The 16481-nt window shown below is 57.5% G+C and carries 15 protein-coding genes; 7 read left to right on the top strand and 8 right to left on the bottom strand.

From position 1 onward, the window contains the following. Positions 1-80: 80 nt before the first annotated feature. The 5 genes from IDH45_RS02665 to IDH45_RS02645 are packed head-to-tail and all read left to right on the top strand — an operon-like array spanning position 81 to position 4174. The gene (locus tag IDH45_RS02665; protein ID WP_190924404.1) at positions 81-785 is read left to right on the top strand and encodes a hypothetical protein; all 705 of its coding nucleotides are present in this window, start codon (positions 81-83) and stop codon (positions 783-785) included. Next, on the top strand, positions 782-1492 hold the full coding sequence (locus IDH45_RS02660) for a glycosyltransferase family protein (protein WP_190924402.1): 711 nt from the start codon (positions 782-784) through the stop codon (positions 1490-1492). Before IDH45_RS02665 ends, IDH45_RS02660 begins: the two co-directional genes overlap by 4 nt. 22 nt (positions 1493-1514) lie before the next feature. After that, a complete protein-coding gene (locus IDH45_RS02655; protein WP_190924400.1) occupies positions 1515-2276 on the top strand; it encodes a glycosyltransferase family protein in 762 nt (253 codons plus the stop codon). Next, positions 2255-3376 carry a glycosyltransferase family 61 protein gene (locus tag IDH45_RS02650; protein WP_190924399.1) on the top strand — a complete coding sequence of 374 codons (1122 nt, stop codon included), beginning with the start codon at positions 2255-2257 and terminating at the stop codon, positions 3374-3376. Before IDH45_RS02655 ends, IDH45_RS02650 begins: the two co-directional genes overlap by 22 nt. Before the next feature lie 39 nt (positions 3377-3415). Continuing rightward, positions 3416-4174, top strand: a complete 759-nt coding sequence (locus IDH45_RS02645; protein WP_190924397.1) for a glycosyltransferase family 8 protein — start codon at positions 3416-3418, stop codon at positions 4172-4174. Between the two features lie 80 nt (positions 4175-4254). Here IDH45_RS02645 and IDH45_RS02640 read toward each other — a convergent pair whose 3' ends face one another. The 4 genes from IDH45_RS02640 to IDH45_RS02625 all read right to left on the bottom strand — a co-directional run bounded on the left by IDH45_RS02640 (position 4255) and on the right by IDH45_RS02625 (position 10321). After that, positions 4255-5625 (bottom strand): UDP-glucose dehydrogenase family protein, encoded by a 1371-nt coding sequence (locus IDH45_RS02640; RefSeq protein ID WP_190924395.1) that lies wholly within the window; start codon positions 5623-5625, stop codon positions 4255-4257. After that, on the bottom strand, positions 5622-6590 hold the full coding sequence (locus tag IDH45_RS02635; RefSeq protein ID WP_190924393.1) for an NAD-dependent epimerase/dehydratase family protein: 969 nt from the start codon (positions 6588-6590) through the stop codon (positions 5622-5624). Before IDH45_RS02635 ends, IDH45_RS02640 begins: the two co-directional genes overlap by 4 nt. Continuing rightward, entirely contained in the window at positions 6587-7468 is an 882-nt protein-coding gene (gene galU / locus IDH45_RS02630) for a UTP--glucose-1-phosphate uridylyltransferase GalU (protein WP_190924391.1), read from the bottom strand. The genes IDH45_RS02635 and galU overlap by 4 nt, the downstream gene beginning before the upstream one ends. 90 nt (positions 7469-7558) lie before the next feature. Then, entirely contained in the window at positions 7559-10321 is a 2763-nt protein-coding gene (locus IDH45_RS02625; protein WP_190924389.1) for a glycosyltransferase, read from the bottom strand. Positions 10322-10603: 282 nt separating this feature from the next. Between IDH45_RS02625 and IDH45_RS02620 the strand changes: the two genes are divergently transcribed. Together IDH45_RS02620 and IDH45_RS02615 are read left to right on the top strand one after the other, a co-directional pair. Then, complete coding sequence (locus tag IDH45_RS02620; protein WP_190924387.1) at positions 10604-11101, top strand: DUF4214 domain-containing protein; 498 nt, start codon at positions 10604-10606, stop codon at positions 11099-11101. Between the two features lie 40 nt (positions 11102-11141). Then, the gene (locus IDH45_RS02615; RefSeq protein ID WP_190924385.1) at positions 11142-12053 is read left to right on the top strand and encodes a phosphotransferase family protein; all 912 of its coding nucleotides are present in this window, start codon (positions 11142-11144) and stop codon (positions 12051-12053) included. Between the two features lie 52 nt (positions 12054-12105). Here IDH45_RS02615 and IDH45_RS02610 read toward each other — a convergent pair whose 3' ends face one another. The 4 genes from IDH45_RS02610 to IDH45_RS02595 form a co-directional block, all read right to left on the bottom strand. Further along, positions 12106-12759: an RIO2 family protein gene (locus tag IDH45_RS02610; RefSeq protein WP_190924383.1), complete on the bottom strand. Its 654-nt coding sequence runs from the start codon at positions 12757-12759 to the stop codon at positions 12106-12108. Positions 12760-12826: 67 nt separating this feature from the next. Next, entirely contained in the window at positions 12827-14230 is a 1404-nt protein-coding gene (locus IDH45_RS02605) for a glycosyltransferase (RefSeq protein ID WP_190924381.1), read from the bottom strand. A gap of 195 nt (positions 14231-14425) precedes the next feature. After that, the gene (locus IDH45_RS02600; protein WP_190924378.1) at positions 14426-15373 is read right to left on the bottom strand and encodes a GDP-mannose 4,6-dehydratase; all 948 of its coding nucleotides are present in this window, start codon (positions 15371-15373) and stop codon (positions 14426-14428) included. A gap of 4 nt (positions 15374-15377) precedes the next feature. Next, complete coding sequence (locus IDH45_RS02595) at positions 15378-16412, bottom strand: mannose-1-phosphate guanylyltransferase (protein ID WP_190924376.1); 1035 nt, start codon at positions 16410-16412, stop codon at positions 15378-15380. Positions 16413-16481 lie beyond the last annotated feature (69 nt).

The following is a 16481-nucleotide window of genomic DNA, read 5'->3' as shown; positions in this document are numbered from 1 at the left end:
AACATCCTGCATCATGCGCCCTGCATTTCTACGAGAACCCTCATATAAATGGATTAATGCATACAGAATGGAGGGTACTAATGTCATCTGGCACAGCCATTCCCTCGATGCCGTTTACGTGGACTCCGCAAAATAAAACGTTGCTATGCAGCCTGGCGACCGGTCCGAAGCATACCGAGCTTCTTCGGATCATGGCGCCTACCGCAGCCTACTACGCCTTGCGCCACAAGATGGATTGTCTCGTTATGCCATTTCGTGACAGGCTGGATCCTTCCAGACCGCCCGCATGGGATAAGGTCATCCTGATCCGTCATGCCTTATCGCTTTACGACACGGTTATCTGGATTGACGCCGATACGATCATCTGCGATCCGGCCCGCGATATCCAAGCCGTCTTGGACCCGCGCTTCTCGATGCACCTCGTCCTACACCCGTATAACGGAAAGGTGACGGCCAATACCGGAGTATGGATCTGCCAAAACCATACGGCAACTTTCGAATTGCTAGAAAACGTATGGAACCATACCGCTTGCATCCATCATCCGTGGTGGGAGCAAGCCGCCCTGATGGACTTGCTCGGGTACGATCTCAAAACGTGGACGTTTCACGCTCCCACCCCTTACACCCACCTCGTCCAATATTTGGACGAAGAGTGGAACTGCAGACCCGAGCAAGGCGGCAGTCCGGTCATCAAACATTTTCTGAGCAATAAGAAGAAGCCTCACCGAATGCTGGATTCCTACAATAGATTCTTGAAGGAAATTGGGGAAGGAGGGGCATTATGAATCCGGCGACAGACATTCCGCCCCTGCCCTATACCCTGCTGCCGCAACATAAGATGCTCATCTGCAGCCTGGCGACCGGTGACCAGCATCTAGCCATGATGCAGATCATGGCCCCGACGGTCGTTTATTATGCGATGAAGCATCGGATGGACAGCCTGCTGCTGCCGATGCCGAACATGCGTCTTGACGCATCCCGGCCGCCAGCCTGGGACAAAGTGATTTTGATCCGCCATGCTCTTACGCTGTACGAAACGGTCATGTGGATTGACGCCGATGCGATCATTTGCGATCCGTCGAGAGATATTCGCGACGTACTCGACCCTGGTTGTCCCGTACATCTGGTCGCCCACCGCTACCCGGATAAAAGCGTCCCGAATACCGGAGTATGGGTGTGCCGCCGGGATGAACGGACGTTTGCTCTGCTGGAAGAGATATGGGATCACCGGGAGTTCATCAACCACCGCTGGTGGGAGCAGGCCGCTCTTATGGATTTGATCGGATACGAGCCGCGGGATCTCTCCAGCAGGTACCGGGGAGAAGCCCGGTACAGCGGGGTCGTCGGTTTTTTGGGCGAAGAGTGGAACAGCCGCCGCGTCCGCCCCGCCATCAATCCGGTCATTATCCATTGTCTCGGCAAAAACAAAAAAGTGCAGGAGATGCACAAAAGATATATAGAGTTTTTATCTCGCGTGTTTTTAACGGATTAAAGCTTCGGACAGGAGGTAAGTTATGGAGGATCTGCGAATTCCGTCTCTCCCTTTCAGTTGGAGGCCGCAAAACAAAATGCTGATCTGCAGCATCGCCACCGGCGCCAAACATATCGCTCTGCTGCGGGTCATGGCCCCTACCGTCGCTTTTTATGCGCTGCAGCATAAGATGGACAGCCTCGTCCTGCCTTTGGAAAGCCGGCTCGCCCCGTCCCGGCCGCCGGCCTGGGACAAAATCGTCCTGATTTACAACGCCTTGCGCATGTACGAGACGGTTATGTGGATCGACGCCGACGCGATTATTTGCGATCCGGGCAAGGATATCCGGGAGGCGCTGGACCCGGACCGGACGATTCATCTGGTCGCTCACAAAAGAAGCAGGGGACGGCTCATTCCGAACACCGGAGTATGGGTATGCCGCAGAGCCGACTCTACGCTGGAGCTGCTGGAGAAAGTGTGGGAACACGCCGCATACATCCATCACCGCTGGTGGGAGCAAGCCGCCCTGATGGATCTGATCGGTTACGACCCTCAGACGTATACGTTCCAGGGGCCCACTCCATACAGCGGGCTCGTCCAATTTCTCGATCACGAATGGAACAGCCGGAACAAAGATTCGGCCCCGCATCCGATCATTTATCACTATTGCAACAAGCATAAACCGGTCGAAGATATGGAGGAGCATTATTCGCGGTTTCTGAACCGAATCGCCGGAATCGAGCCTCCAGTTGCTAAGCCGCTGGAGGCAGGAAGTGATCCGTCATGCAGCCTGACTCTATCCTGAACGCGCCGGCCGGCCACTACGGCTCCTTGCGGGAATGGATCGCAGCTTCCGGTTCCAACGCCGGCGAGGTGCTCCTGCCGGTCGAATTCGGCGAGCGGACGATTCCCCTTCGCCAGCCGGCCGGGCTGGAGCATCCCGTTCATTGGCGCCTCCGGTTCACAGAAGCCCCCGAATCCCGGATGCGCAGCGGGTTCGTCGCCGTTCTTCCGGGCGCCCGGTTGTGCGGGACGATGTGCCATATCGTGACGCCGGACGACAAGCTGCTGGCGGAGTTCTCGCTGGAGTGGAAGAAGCGGCCGGAACACCGGTCGATCTACGAGCGGCCGACGCTTCCGCCGCTTCGTGAGCTTCCGGGGACCGCCGCGCTGCTGGCGATCAAGGACAGCGGCGTGTATTACCACTGGATGCTCGACGTGCTGCCGCGCCTGCTGCTGCTGCGCAGATGCGGGATCGTCCCCGACTATTACATCCTTAACGGACACAGGCAAGCCCCGTTCCAGCTTGCAACATTGGAGATGCTGGGCGTCCCGCGGAGCCGGATCGTCTACAGCAGCGATTCGCTTCATATCCGGCCGGAGAAGCTGGTCGTTCCCGGGTTTACGAGCGGCATCCGGGCCCGCTGGGCTTGCAATTATCTAAGAACCGGGATGATGGTCGATCAAGGCATCGAACCCGTCCAAGGGTACGAGCGGATCTATATAAGCCGGGAACACGCCCGTAAGCGGAAGCTGGTTAACGAGAACGAAGCGCTGGGCGTTCTGGAGAAGCGCGGATTCCGCAAAGTGACGCTGGAAGCGTTGCCGCTGCGCGAGCAAATCCGGATTTTCGCCTCCGCGCGAATCGTGGCGGGGCCTCACGGGGCCGGCTTCACCAATCTCCTGTTCAGCAGACCCGGAACGAAAGTGATCGAGCTCTTCTCGCCCAATCTCGTTCATACGTGCTACCCGATCCTGAGCAGCCTGATCGGACACCGGCACTATTACCTGGTCGGCGAAGGCGAGCGTCCGCCCGAATTCGTCAATCCGCACGCGAGGGGCGACGATATCACTGTTAATACCGGTGAACTGACGAGGCTGCTGAAGCTGGCCGAAGCCGATTAGCAGCCCCGGTTCCCGAATCTCAAGATGGGAGTGAAACAAGTGGAGACGATTCATATTGTTGCGGCTGCCAACGATCTGTATGTCCGGCACATGGCCGTGATGCTGACCTCGCTGCTGGCCAACAAAACTTCCGGCAACCCCGTTCAGATCCATGTCATCGACGGCGGGAGCATCTCCGCTGAGAACAAGGAAAAGCTCGTAAAATCGGTCGGCAAGTTTCATCAGGAGATCCGGTTTATCCCCTTTAACAACGAACTGCTGCAAGGCGTGAAAATAACGGAACGGTTCGGCCGGGAAGCGTATTACCGCGTCTTCATTCCGAGTCTGCTGCCCGAATCCGTCCATAAAGCAATTTATTTGGACAGCGATCTGATCGTCCTTAAAGATATCGTCAAATTATGGGGGATCAGCTTGGACCAGCACTATATAGCCGCTGTGGAAGACAGCGTCGGTTCCAACCGGGGCCGCGTGCTCCGCATTCCGGCGGACCATTATTTCAACTCGGGCGTCCTTGTGCTGGACTTGAACAAGTGGAGAACGTATCAGGTAACGAATCGGGTGATGGGATACGTCAAACGATATCCGCGAAGAATCCAGATCGCGGATCAGGACGGACTGAATGCGGTGCTGCACGACAGATGGAAACGGCTGAACCCGGAATGGAACTGCTTCGCATCGCTGTACAGCCCCCTGAGGCCTCCCGCGATCATCCATTATATTACGACCAACAAGCCGTGGAACAGCCATCCGCCGGGGAAGCACGAATATGACAAATACTCGCTCGCCACCGCATGGTGAAGCCGGGAACGGCTGAAACCCCTGCCGCATAATGCGGCAGGGGTTATCGGTTTTGGTACGGCGCAGCGAAGATCCGATACTCAGATGCCGATCCCTTCATAACAGACGCCCCACTGCCCGAAAGGAAGACGGAGGAGGAAATTACGGGTGTCCAGCACATACGGATGCCTCATCGTCTCCCCCATCTGCCGCCAGTCAAGCTCCCCGTATTCGCTCCAATGCGTCAGCAGAATGACTGCATCCGCACGGGTCGCCACATCTTCCGGATTGGAGCAGTACTTGACGGGCAGCTCCGGATTCAGTCTTGCGAACATCTCCATCCCCTTCGGATCGTGCGCCGACACGGATGCCCCCAGGTTCGTCAGTTTCCGGATGATCGTGGATGCTTGTGTATGCCGGGTATCGTCGGTATTCGGCTTAAACGTAAGTCCCAGTATTCCGACCGACTTTCCATTCAGCGTCTTGAGCCTGCTCTGCACTTTCTGGACACAATAATTCAGCATCGCTTCGTTCGAGTGCACGGCCGCCTTCACCAGTGTCAGCTCGCTTCCATACTTCTGGCTGACCGAGAGCAGCTCGGACGTATCTTTTGGAAAACAGCTGCCGCTCCAGCCGCTGGACACTTCCAGAAATTTGCCGCCGATCCGCGAATCGAGCCCCATCCCTTTGGCCACGTCGAGCACGTTCGCGCCAAGCGTCTCGCACAGCCTCGCAACCTCGTTGATATAGCTGATTTTGACGGACAAAAAGGCGTTCGAGACGTACTTGATCAGCTCCGCGCTTTTCGGATCGGTCTCGAAATAAACCGCCGGCGCCGAGCCGGGCGAATAAGGAAACGGGAAGAGCGCGGACAGCCGGTCGTAGGAGGAGCGGTTCAGCAGGCTGGCGTACAGTTCTCTCATCTTCTCGAAAGCTTCGGGCTGATCCGAGCCGATCACGATCCGGTCCGGCAGGAAGACGTCTTCAAGCGCATAACCTTCCCTCAAAAATTCCGGGTTGCTGACGACGGCGAACTGCTCCCGGGCTCTCAGTCCCGACGCCTGCTCGAGAACGGAGGCGACCAGGTCGGCGGTTCCGACCGGCACCGTCGATTTCATCACGATGACGGTAAACCGGTCCGGATTGAGATGCCGCCCGAGCTGCCCGGAGGCGATCCGGACATAACTCAAGTCCGCCGTCCCGTCCGGGAGGGAGGGGGTCCCGACGGCAATAAATACGACGTCTGCTTCCGCTACGGCGTCATAGGAAGTGGAGGCGGACAGCATCCCTTGGCCGGTACACTCCCGGATCAGCCGCTCGAGTCCCGGCTCGTAGAGCGGACTCTTCCCCTCGTTGATCATGGCGACCCGCTTCGGATCGATGTCGATAATCGTCGTCGGATAGCCAAGCGCCGCCAGAGCGGCGCCCGTTACGCTCCCGACGTAACCTGAACCGATACACGCAGCTTTCATGGCAATCCTCCTTGAGCGAGCAGCCGCCGGCAGGCCGCGATCGTCTTGCGCAGACCGCCCTCCAGGCCGACTTCCGGCTCCCAGCCGAGCAGCCGCCGCGCTTTATCGATGACCGGCCGGCGCACTTTCGGATCGTCCTGCGGCAGCAGGCGGAAGACGATGGCGCTGGTCGAGCCGGCGAGCCGCTGCACCAGCTTCGCCACGTCCAGCACCGTGTACTCGACCGGATTGCCGACGTTGATGATTTCGCCGGACGCCTGGTCCCGATCCATCATCAGCATCAGCGCACGGACCGTATCGTCGACATAACAGAAGGAGCGCGTCTGCAGGCCGTCCCCGTACACCGTAATATCGTCTCCTCGGATCGCCTGGTAGACGAAGTTGGAGATGACTCTTCCGTCGTCGTTTCGCAGGCCGGCCGAGTACGTATTGAATATGCGCGCTACCTTCACCGGCACTTGGTAACGATGCGCGTATTCGTAGCAGTATACTTCGCCGAGTCTCTTCGACTCGTCGTAACACGCCCGCGGTCCCCAGGTGTTGACATTGCCGCGGTATTCCTCGGGCTGCGGATGGACCGTCGGGTCGCCGTACGCCTCGCTCGTGCTCGTATAGACGAGTTTGGCGCCGGCCCGTCTGGCGAGCTCCAGCATGTTCCATGTGCCGGTCGTATTCGCCTGAATCGTCTCGAACGGAAACTGCTGATAAAACTTGGGGGACGCCGCCGAGGCCAGATGATAAATTTCGTCTGCGCCGGCCAGTTCCCCGAGATTCAGGCAATCCGTCTCGGCGATATTGCATTCGAGAAACCGGAACCGCTCCTGCCCGTTCAGCCCACTTAGATTCAACTTGGTTCCGGTGGATAGGTTGTCGATCCCGATGACCTGGTAGCCTTGCGCGAGGAGCCGTACCGCCAGATGAGAACCGAGGAAGCCTGCAGCGCCGGTGACCAAAGCCGTCTTCAAGGCGTCTCGCCTCCTCCTGCAACAAATTGGTCCAGGAACGACCGGAAATCGCGCTTTAACCGTTCATCTTTACAAGCCAGCTCCACCGTCGCCTTCAAGTACCCAAGCTTATCCCCGACGTCGTACAGCTTGCCGTCCAGCGTGTACGCGTACAAATACCGGTGCATGACGAGCTCGTGGAGCGCGTCCGTTAATTGAATCTCCCCGCCGACTCCGGGAGACATCCCCTCCAGAATCCGGAATATTTCCGGCTCCAGAATGTACCTCCCGATAATGGCCAGGTTGGACGGGGGATTTGCTTTCGGCTTCTCAACCAGATGATTCACTTTATACAGCCGCTCGTCGATCCGTTCCCCGTCGATAATGCCGTATTTGCCGATATCCCCTTCGCTTACCGGACCGACCGCGATGATCGAGGACTGACGCTGCTCATACAGATCGATAAGCTGCTTGAGACACGGCGGGTCGCTGTTGATGATCATATCGCCGAGCAGAACCGCGAACGGCTCGCTTCCGATAAATTTGCGCGCGCACCATATGGCGTGGCCGAGACCGAGCGCCTGCTTCTGGCGCACGTAATGGATTTCGACCAGGTTCGTAATATCTTCGACGATTTTCAATAAATTCGTCTTGTTCGTTTCCAGCAGATTCAATTCCAGCTCGTAGTTTTTATCGAAATGATCCTCGATCGATCGCTTGCTGCGGCCTGTCACGATCATAATGTCCTCGATGCCGGACCGGACCGCTTCCTCTACGATGTACTGAATCGTCGGTTTATCTACGACCGGCAGCATCTCCTTCGGCATCGCTTTGGTGGCGGGAAGGAATCGGGTTCCGAGGCCGGCGGCCGGGATGATTGCTTTCCTCACTTTTTTCATCGGACTCCACACTCCTTTCCTCCGGGCAAGCTGCGGCATTCGTTCCTGCGGAGAAGTTGAACTTCCCGCGAATCGCGCCGCCCGGGGCGGCTACGATCGGGGAATGACCTTGCAGGACAAATAGGGCTTGCGAAGCGCCAAGTACGACGGAATGCAGAGACCGTGGTTGCTTTTGTGGTCGCTCAGCCATTTCTGCGCCAGCTGCGTACAATTCCACTCGTACGGTTCGGGTTTGCTTTTCACATTGCGGCGAGCCTGGTACAGCGCTCTCGGACGAACGGTCGGACGACGGCGGCGCAACGTTTTGGCGCTCCAGGCCGAACTGATCCGGTGCACGCTGAGCTGCCGGTTCGATACCGGGATCACCATGACGGCCTGTTGCAGCGAGCAGCCCGGAGGAAGGGCGGTCAGGTTGAAGGAAAAGTAGGAAACGCGTTTTTTGCCCCGGATCAGGCGTCTGTACCGGTTCGGCTGCAGCAGCACCGTTTGCGGCTGAACTGGGACCGGAGCCGGTGCGGACTCCTCCCGCTGCCCGTAATCCGCGAACAGCTCCGCTTCGTGCTCCTCCGGCACCGCTGCTGTTTCGGCCGGAACGGGCGGCTCCTGCGTTTCCTCGGCATATTTGACCCCTTTTTCGAGCACAGTGCTTATTCTGGCGACATACGGCGCAACGCCGTGAAGATGGGCCACGTGGCCTCTCGCCTGCTGCTTCATCGTTTTGCGCAAGTTTTTGTCCTCGTAGAGAGCCAGCATCGCCTCGTATAGACGGTTCTCCATCGTCGCGTCCTGCCGGATTTTGCACACAGCGCCGTCCGGGAATTCACGGAACGAATCGACATCGGATACGATGGCCGGCTTGCCGTAAGCGAGCGCGTCCAGCAGCGACAGCGACGTTTCCCCATGGGTCGGGTGGCGCAGGCTGATGCACACATCCGATTGGCTCATCAGGGCGTTATACTTCGCCTTCGGCACATAGCTGTGAAATACAACGTAATCTTCGAGCTGCAAAGTCCGGATCGTCTCATCGAGCCGTTCCTTGCAGCGGGGCTCCCATTCCCCGACAATCCAGTACCGGATATCGGTTATGCCTTGATCGACCATCCGCCGCAAACAAGTCAGCACGGTGCCGATCTGTCGGTTGTCCGCGGCGCGGCCGAAGCTGGCGAAGACGAACTGGCGGTCGAACAGCATCGATACCATGACGGGAAGCTCTACGGGCAACCGGCACATGACGACATTGCTGAACCCTTTCTCCTGCAAGTGCTGCTTGGCGTAGTCGTTATGAACGACGATCGAGGCGGCGTTTTTCAAATAATACCGGTTCACGACGACGTCGGCATACGCCCCGTTCAGCATCGACTGCATCACTTCGATCGCCCGGTCCTCATACTCTTCCACCACAACCGACAAATAGCCGTTGCCGTCCCCTTGCAGCAGCGTGCATTCGCCCGTCAAGCCGTGCAGGTTCAGATCGTGCAGCACGACCGTTCCCGGGTAAGCTCTCAGATAAGGCACCATATAGCTGTGGTACTTGCTGTTGCCCAACTGGTAGACGATCGCCTGGTAATGGTCGGCTTTGCCCGGAAACTCGGTATGGTTCCATATGCGGATCCCCGGATTCGAATAACGGCCGGCCTCCCTGGGAGACGCGTAACTGTCGTCCACAAACAGATCGCATTCGAACCGTTCGTTCAAGAAAGGCAGGATCGTCTCCATATGCTCCGCGACTCCGGTTCTCGCAGGAGCCAGCGGCGTAAAAATCGCCAGCTTCTTCCTGCACGTCAGACGGTAAGCGGCCAGTACCTTCTCCGCCGTTTTTCTGCGCTGGAACCGTTTGACCTGCTCAAGCCCCTTCTCTCTCAGCTCCTGCGCCAGCTGCTCGTTCGTTAACACCTGAATCATCCCGATGCGGATGTCTTCATGCCTGGCCGGGTTGACTTTGTAGACCGCATCGCCCGCAACTTCCTCCAAGGAGGCGTCGTTCGTGACCAGCGCCGGAACTCCGCACGCCATCGCTTCGAGCAGCGGATAACCGGCCGCCTCGAAGAAGGACGGGCAGGCAAACAGCTTAGCCCCCCCATACAGCTTCACGAGGTCGTCTACAGACGCGGAGGATACCCATACGACACTTCCGGCTGCGTCCGTATCTTCCGCGCCGGACGCCGGCGGAGCGTCGTTCCTCCTCTCCCGGTCGCCGATCATCACTAGCTGGTAAGCGGTCTTGCACCTTCTGTTCACCGAAGCGAAAGCCCCGATCAAAGCTCTAACGTTGCGTCTGTCATCCATCCCTCCCATGCTCAGCACATACGGTTTCGTAATTCCGAAGCCGGCCAGCTCCGCAGCCGAAGCTCTTCCCGGCTTGAACCTTCGATCCACTCCTTCCGGGACGACCGTTATCTGATCCGGATCGAGATCCGCCCAGTGGACCGCTTCCCGCTTCAGATGATCGGTATTGACGATAATAAGGTCGCACGAGCGTATAAACTCTTTCCTGCCGTCGTTCTCTAGTCCGGGGAAGACGACTGTCGCACCGGCCGGACTTAGCAGCGGATACAAATCGTGAAGCGTAACCGCCACTTTGGCGGCTCCGAACCATTTGCGCTGAAGGGCAGGGTAGGCGGGATCGAACGGCTGAAACAGATGGAACAAATCGATCCTGTTTTGTTCCAGAAACGATTGCAGCCTGGTTTTGTACGCTTCGGAGTCCTCCGTACCTTCATGCAGCGGATAATAAAAAAAAGAATGCTCCTTATTGTTCGGGGCGATCGAATCCATCAAATTTCTCACGTAACGATCCGCGCTCAGCCGGCCGGAATCCGTCTCCGAGAAGGACATATCGACCGCGATGTTCATCGTACCACCACCTGTTTACTTAAAATCAAGCCGCAAAGCAGCTCGGGCAATCGGCAATTTCTTTACCATATGCATCAGGAAAAAGACCTACTTGGACCGGTACCCCTATCCAAGAGAAATTGGCGTTAACCTACCGCCGCACCATCAGCCCCGGCATTCGGTCCGCGAAATCTGCATCCGGCATCCGCTTATGACGGGTTCCATTCGCACAGCCTGCGCATACGTATGAATATGTGCGTTTACCGCATAGCCCGTGCTTTTTCGAGAGGGAGGGATATTCATTTGAGCATCACCCGGAAGCTGCATAAGATCGTATGTCTGGACGAACAGCCGTTTCTGGCGGAACTGTACCGCAGCCTGTTGAACCGGGAGCCCGACGAACCGGGATTGGCCAATCATGCCCGCGCCTTGCGCCAGGGCGTCTCCAAGCATCAGCTGCTCGTCTCCTTTCTGATCAGCGACGAAGCGCTGTCGTTGTATGAACAGCCCCCTCCGGCGAACAAGGATGACCATTCGGCGATGGTGTACCGCGAGCTGCAGCGCTTGTTTAACCGCAGAGCCGATTCGTTCGTAAGCCACCTGTACCGCGACGTCCTGTGCCGCGAACCCGACCGCGATTCCTATAACAGCTACTTGGAATCGCTCGCCAAAGGACGCAGGAAATCGTCCGTATTCAAGCGGTTCGTCACCTCCGCCGAGTTCGAATCGCTGATCCGGATGGATAAGTATACGTTTACCCGTCACGTGCTGGATCAGCTCATTCAGAGCTTCTACAAATAATGCGGCGCATACGGGCGATCAGCGAACGGAGGCGGAGCCCATGGGAACCTTAAAGACGGAGAAGCTTATCGAGTTTTTGCGGGAACAACATCCCGAGTTATCCAAGCAGACGTTTCGCGTCATCTCGTCCGGCCATCAAAATCTGATCATCGTGTTAGGAGAACGCCTGATCTTCCGCTTTCCGCTGACGTCCGACCTTACCTCGCTGAAGCTGGAGGAGAGGCTGCTGCCCCAGCTCGGAAAACGGTTGCCTCTGCCCATCCCGCAGTTCCGCTACGTATCGTTGTCGAAGCAGAACATCCACTATGTCGGCTACCCGATCATCCCCGGCGAATCGCTGGAAGCGGGCAAGCTGAATAGCTTGAACGAACCTACCCGCCGGTTGTTCGCCAAGCAGATCGCGGAGTTTCTAACCTCGCTTCATACGTTTACGGGCGACCCGATCACCCGCGTCGACAGGCGGCGGTTTCAGGCGGAATGGAGACGGAACTGGAGCGGGTATTACCGCGCGGTCGAGCTGAACGTGTTTCCGAAGATCGGGAAAAAGGAACGGACCTGGATAATGCAAGTGTTCGACGACTACTTGTACCTGTCCGAGCATTTCAAATTTACGCCGTCGCTTATTCACGGCGACTTCAAAAACGACCACATTTTGTACGACCCGCAAGCGGGCAGGCTGACCGGCGTTATCGATTTCGGCCAGATGAAGATGGGCGACCCCTCCTACGATTATCACGACCTGTGCATCTCTTACGGGGAACCGTTCGCCCGGGCGGTGCTGAACGAGTATAAGGGACCGGTAGACCCGACCTTTCTCGAGCGATGCTCCGCCTTCTACGCGAACATCCTCCGGTTCAGCTCGATGATTATCGCTGCCCAGACGAAAAATGAAAGCAAATTCAAACTGCGGCACGAATGGCTGAAACAAAAAGCGCGGGATGCGGACTTGTAAAGTCCGGCCCGCGCTTTTTGTTGTCCGCCTTCCGTCTGCGGCATCCCGCCCGCTACTTCGTATCTTCCTTTAGAAGAGTCTCCATACGCGGCAGCCTGGGAACCCGGTCCACATCGGTTCCTTCCCGCCTTTTGTCCCGCCACTTCTCATACAGCTTCGGGTGATGCCTGGCCGCATATCGCAGGAACGGAAGCAGAACTCCCGCCTTCTCCAGACTGATCAGCAGCATGAACGGAGCCCGCCGGGTCGTCCGGAAGGCGCCGCTGTGATCGATCACTTTCAGCTTGTTTCCCGAAGTCACGATGATATGCCCGATCCGCGTATCGATCCGCGCAAACTTGAACCGCCGCATCTCCTGCAGGATGCCGACGACTTGGGCGCAGGCCCATTCCGGAAGCTCTCCGTGCCGCTTGACGTACTCCTGCAGGGTCGGCCCTTCCAGATAATCCATCACGACATAATGGTCCCCGGCCTCGTGCAGCCTGGGGAAGGATGTTCCCTCTTTCGCCGCCTTCAGCGCCTTGGCTTCCCAATAAGCGCTGTGGGTCGATTCGTACAGTTTGACGCACCGTTTCGGCGACAGCCGGAAGACGGCGCCTTGTGCCCCGATCCCGATCATCGGATAAGCGGTAGGATTGTGCACCTTCAACTCTTTTTTGCCCTTGACGATAATCGTCTCGACCTTGATCGCTCTGAAATCTTCCATGATAGCTCCCCCCTATGCAGAGGGCCGGCAAGAGCAGGCCGGCCCGGGTCACCTGCAGCCGCGGCCGCTACTGCAAGCCGAGCTGCTTCAGACGCTCCTTGATCATGCCGCCGACCGCTTGCGGGGAAAAATAAGTGCGAATATGCTGCATGCCGTTGTATGCGATCGAATGGCGGTAGCCGGCATTGTACCTCAGCTCGCGCATATAGTGGGCGGCATGGCCCAGATCGGGCTCCGCCCAGGTCTGATACGCTTTGTACGGTCCCCAGTCCCCGCCGACGCCGACGATATTGAAGTCAACCGTGCATGAGTTGGTCGAATTCATGAAGTCGGTGTTGCCCGACCAGTACGTGCCGATGACCGGCTTGCCCAAATACATCGCTTCGGCCAGCCCCAGACCGAATCCCTCCGAGCGGTGCAGCGACACGAAGCAGTCGGTGCAGTTCAGGAGCGCGTCGACCTCGTGGCGGGCCATAATCCGGTCGATGATATAGATATTGTCGTACCCGCTCACCAACTGGTTGATTTCATCGAGATCCGACGGATTGGCGTGGGAGTGGTTCAGCTTCACGACGAGCCCCACCGACGTATCTTTGCGGTCGAACGCCATCTTGAACGATTCGATCGCACCCTGCGGGTTTTTGCGCCGCTGGTAGCTGTGGGTATCGTACATCGAGAAGAACAGAAACTTGTCGTCCGGCAATCCGAACGAGCCGCGGTTCAGATCGGACGGCGGATTCACCTCGACGCCGTGAGGAATGCGGACTACCGGCACGCTCGCCTTCTTCGAGATCGCCTCGACTACGAAGCTGGTCGGCGCCCACACCTCGTTCACGAAATGGAAGCCGTCGCAAAATTCGTCCGGAAAATCGGGCAGCTCCCAGTGCCAGTATCCGATGTTGTAGCGTCCGTCGAACAAGCCGTTTCCGAAATGATGGTGCACCGAACGCATCGTATCGGCATTCATATGGAAGATATTCGTATTGTACTGCGGGTCCGACATCTCCTTATGCGCCCATGTCATATCCTCCATCCGGATCGAGGTGACGGGGAAGTTCATCGCGCCGAAGGCAATATCCGTCCTCGATATCGCCCGCGCCGCCAGCCTGCTTGATTCGCCGATCCCCATTTCCGCCCGGATGAAGCCGACCAGATTGATCCCTTTGGCATAACCCGGGACTTCCGGAACTTCCGCGACCTCGGCAGGCGTCTCGGTCAGTACGGGAAGCGCTTCGGCGGAAGCGCGTGCCGAACGCCGTCTCCGGCGTTTTCTCCAGGCTTTGAGCCGGCCTTTGCGGAACCGTTTTTTGCCTCTGACCAGCAGAAGCTTGCGTTTTCTTCCCCGGGCGAACCGTTTTTTCCTGGACCGCGCTTTTCCGCCCCTGAGCGGTGGTTTCCGCTTTTTGCGCTTTATCGCTTTGACAGCCGTGGAGGCTCGTTTGCTCTGCCAGCGTCGACCGGCGCTTTTCATAATATCCACCCTTTCCGGTTGAAATGACAGGGGAGCCTGCAGCTCCCCCGTTGTTGAGCTTTACTTTAAAATTGGAGGAAAGTACCCGGAATAAGCTGCGAAGGTTGGCGTCACTTTTGGGGGCAGGGTTTCGGGGGCTCCCCCGAAAGTACCCGGAATAAGCTGCGAAGGTTGGCGTCACTTTTGGGGGTAAGTTTAAGGCTGGTCTCTCCAATACTGCAGCAAATCGCGCATCGTCTTCTCGAACGGGATTTCCGGCTTCCAGCCGGTCTCGCTCTGGAACTTGGTGGCGTCCCCGAGCAAAATTTCCACGTCCGAAGGACGGAGCCGCGCCGGGTCCTCCTGGATCGAGATGCTGACATTGCTGTACGACAGCAGCAGATCGAGCACCTCCTGGACGGTGTAACACGTCCCTGATGCAATATTGTAGGTCTCGCCCGGCTTTCCTTTCTCCAGCGCCAGCCAGTAAGCCCGGACCACGTCGCGCACATCGGTGAAATCCCGCTTCGCCGTCAGATTGCCGACATGAATGACCGGGGGTTTTCTTCCCTTCTCGATGTCCGCGATCTGCTTGGCGAAGTTCGAGGTGACGAAGTTTTCGCCGCGCCGGGGGCCGGTATGATTAAACGTGCGGGTAACGACGATCGGCAAACCGTAGCTTTTGTAATACTGATAACCCAAATAGTCCTGAGCGACCTTGCTGACCGCATACGGACTCAGCGGACGGAGCGGGTTCGTCTCCCGGATCGGCACCTCGTCCGGCTCGACGTGGCCGTACTCCTCGCTGGAGCAGGCTACCTGCATTTTGCTGGCCAGATCGAACCGGCGGAGCGCCTCCATAATATTAACCTGGCCCGCGACATTGTTATGAATCGTGTCGATCGGCGAGTTCCACGAAGTAGGGACGAAGCTTTGCGCGGCGAGATGAAAGATCAGGTCGGGCTTGATTTCCCCGATCAGCGTTTCTACCGAGAACGGGTCTCTCAGCTCGCATTCCACCAGCTGGACGTCCTTGATATGCCGGATATGGTCCATACGGCTGCGCTGCCGGATCGTACCGGTAACCTCCACATTGTTGTTCAGCAAAAATTCCGCCATATGGCTTCCGACGAAACCGGAAATCCCTGTTACTAAAGCTTTCATCCGTTCAAGTTCCCCCCTCAAGTTGTTCCATCGCTTTTAACGCCGTTTTAATCCGCTGCTCCTCGGATTTGCGGCAGACGAGCAGCCCGTCGGCGGTCGAGACGACGATCAGATCGTCCACGCCGATGATGAGCGTTTTCGGATGATCGGAATAAATGATGCTGTTGCGCGTCGATTCCATATGAACCGTTCCGCTTCCGTCTACGATGTTCCCGTCGCGGTTTAAGTTTTGAATGCGTTCCAGCGAAGACCAGATGCCGACGTCGTCCCATTTGAACCGGACCGGAATCGTTTTGATCGCATCCGCCTTTTCCAATATCGCGTAATCGACCGATATTTTCGGCAGTTCCGGGTAGACGGCTTTGAGATCGCTGCCGCTCTCGGACAGCTTCGTCCAGATCAAGGGCTGATGAAGCTTCATATAATGGGCGATCGTGCTGGGCTTCCAGATGAAAATACCGCTGTTCCAAAACACGCCCGAATCTTGAATAAGTGATAACGCCACATCGAGCGGCGGCTTCTCGATAAACGAAGTGACTTCCAGCACGCCGCCTTCGGACGCATGCTCCGCCGTCCGGATATAACCGTAACCCGTCTCCGGTCTAGTCGGTACGATCCCCAGCGTGACGATGGCCGTCTCGGCCTCTGCCGCCCGCTCGGCTTCGACCAAAGCGTTCAACAGCGATTCGGATTCTTCGGAGTAATGATCGGATGGCATCGTCACGAGCACCTCGTCGTCGCCCTGCGACAAAAAGTGATGCGCCGTCAAAGCGATGCAAGGCCCCGTATCCCGTTGATCGGGCTCCAGCAGCAGACGTTCCTCGGGCAGCTCCGGCAACTGCTCAAGCACGATCGGCCGGTACGCTTGCGTCGTTACTACGTACAGCTTGCGGGCGGGCAGCCATTCCAATAACCGTCTGTACGTCTGCTGCAGCATCGTGTCGCGGGAGGTCAGGGGGAGAAACTGTTTCGGCCGCGACTGGACGCTTCGCGGCCAGAAGCGGGTACCCGATCCGCCGGCCATGATGACGATTTTCAAATCGCTTCCCTCCTTTGCTGCGGCATCCAAAATTCGAAGTTGGTGTAAGCAGCCACTAAACTAGGTATA

Source organism: Paenibacillus oceani, from assembly GCF_014705615.1.
Classification (GTDB): domain Bacteria; phylum Bacillota; class Bacilli; order Paenibacillales; family NBRC-103111; genus Paenibacillus_AB; species Paenibacillus_AB oceani.
Note: the sequence above shows the minus strand (reverse complement) of the source record. Positions and strands in the feature narration are given on the sequence as shown.

Bases quoted from the DNA above. Each gene is read 5' to 3' on its own strand.
- galU (WP_190924391.1), bottom strand. From the start codon at position 7,468: ATGAAAAAAGTGAGGAAAGCAATCATCCCGGCCGCCGGCCTCGGAACC.
- IDH45_RS02640 (WP_190924395.1), bottom strand. From the start codon at position 5,625: ATGAAAGCTGCGTGTATCGGTTCAGGTTACGTCGGGAGCGTAACGGGC.
- IDH45_RS02650 (WP_190924399.1), top strand. From the start codon at position 2,255: ATGCAGCCTGACTCTATCCTGAACGCGCCGGCCGGCCACTACGGCTCC.
- IDH45_RS02625 (WP_190924389.1), bottom strand. From the start codon at position 10,321: ATGAACATCGCGGTCGATATGTCCTTCTCGGAGACGGATTCCGGCCGG.
- IDH45_RS02615 (WP_190924385.1), top strand. From the start codon at position 11,142: ATGGGAACCTTAAAGACGGAGAAGCTTATCGAGTTTTTGCGGGAACAA.
- IDH45_RS02655 (WP_190924400.1), top strand. From the start codon at position 1,515: ATGGAGGATCTGCGAATTCCGTCTCTCCCTTTCAGTTGGAGGCCGCAA.
- IDH45_RS02610 (WP_190924383.1), bottom strand. From the start codon at position 12,759: ATGGAAGATTTCAGAGCGATCAAGGTCGAGACGATTATCGTCAAGGGC.
- IDH45_RS02665 (WP_190924404.1), top strand. From the start codon at position 81: ATGTCATCTGGCACAGCCATTCCCTCGATGCCGTTTACGTGGACTCCG.
- IDH45_RS02605 (WP_190924381.1), bottom strand. From the start codon at position 14,230: ATGAAAAGCGCCGGTCGACGCTGGCAGAGCAAACGAGCCTCCACGGCT.
- IDH45_RS02660 (WP_190924402.1), top strand. From the start codon at position 782: ATGAATCCGGCGACAGACATTCCGCCCCTGCCCTATACCCTGCTGCCG.
- IDH45_RS02600 (WP_190924378.1), bottom strand. From the start codon at position 15,373: ATGAAAGCTTTAGTAACAGGGATTTCCGGTTTCGTCGGAAGCCATATG.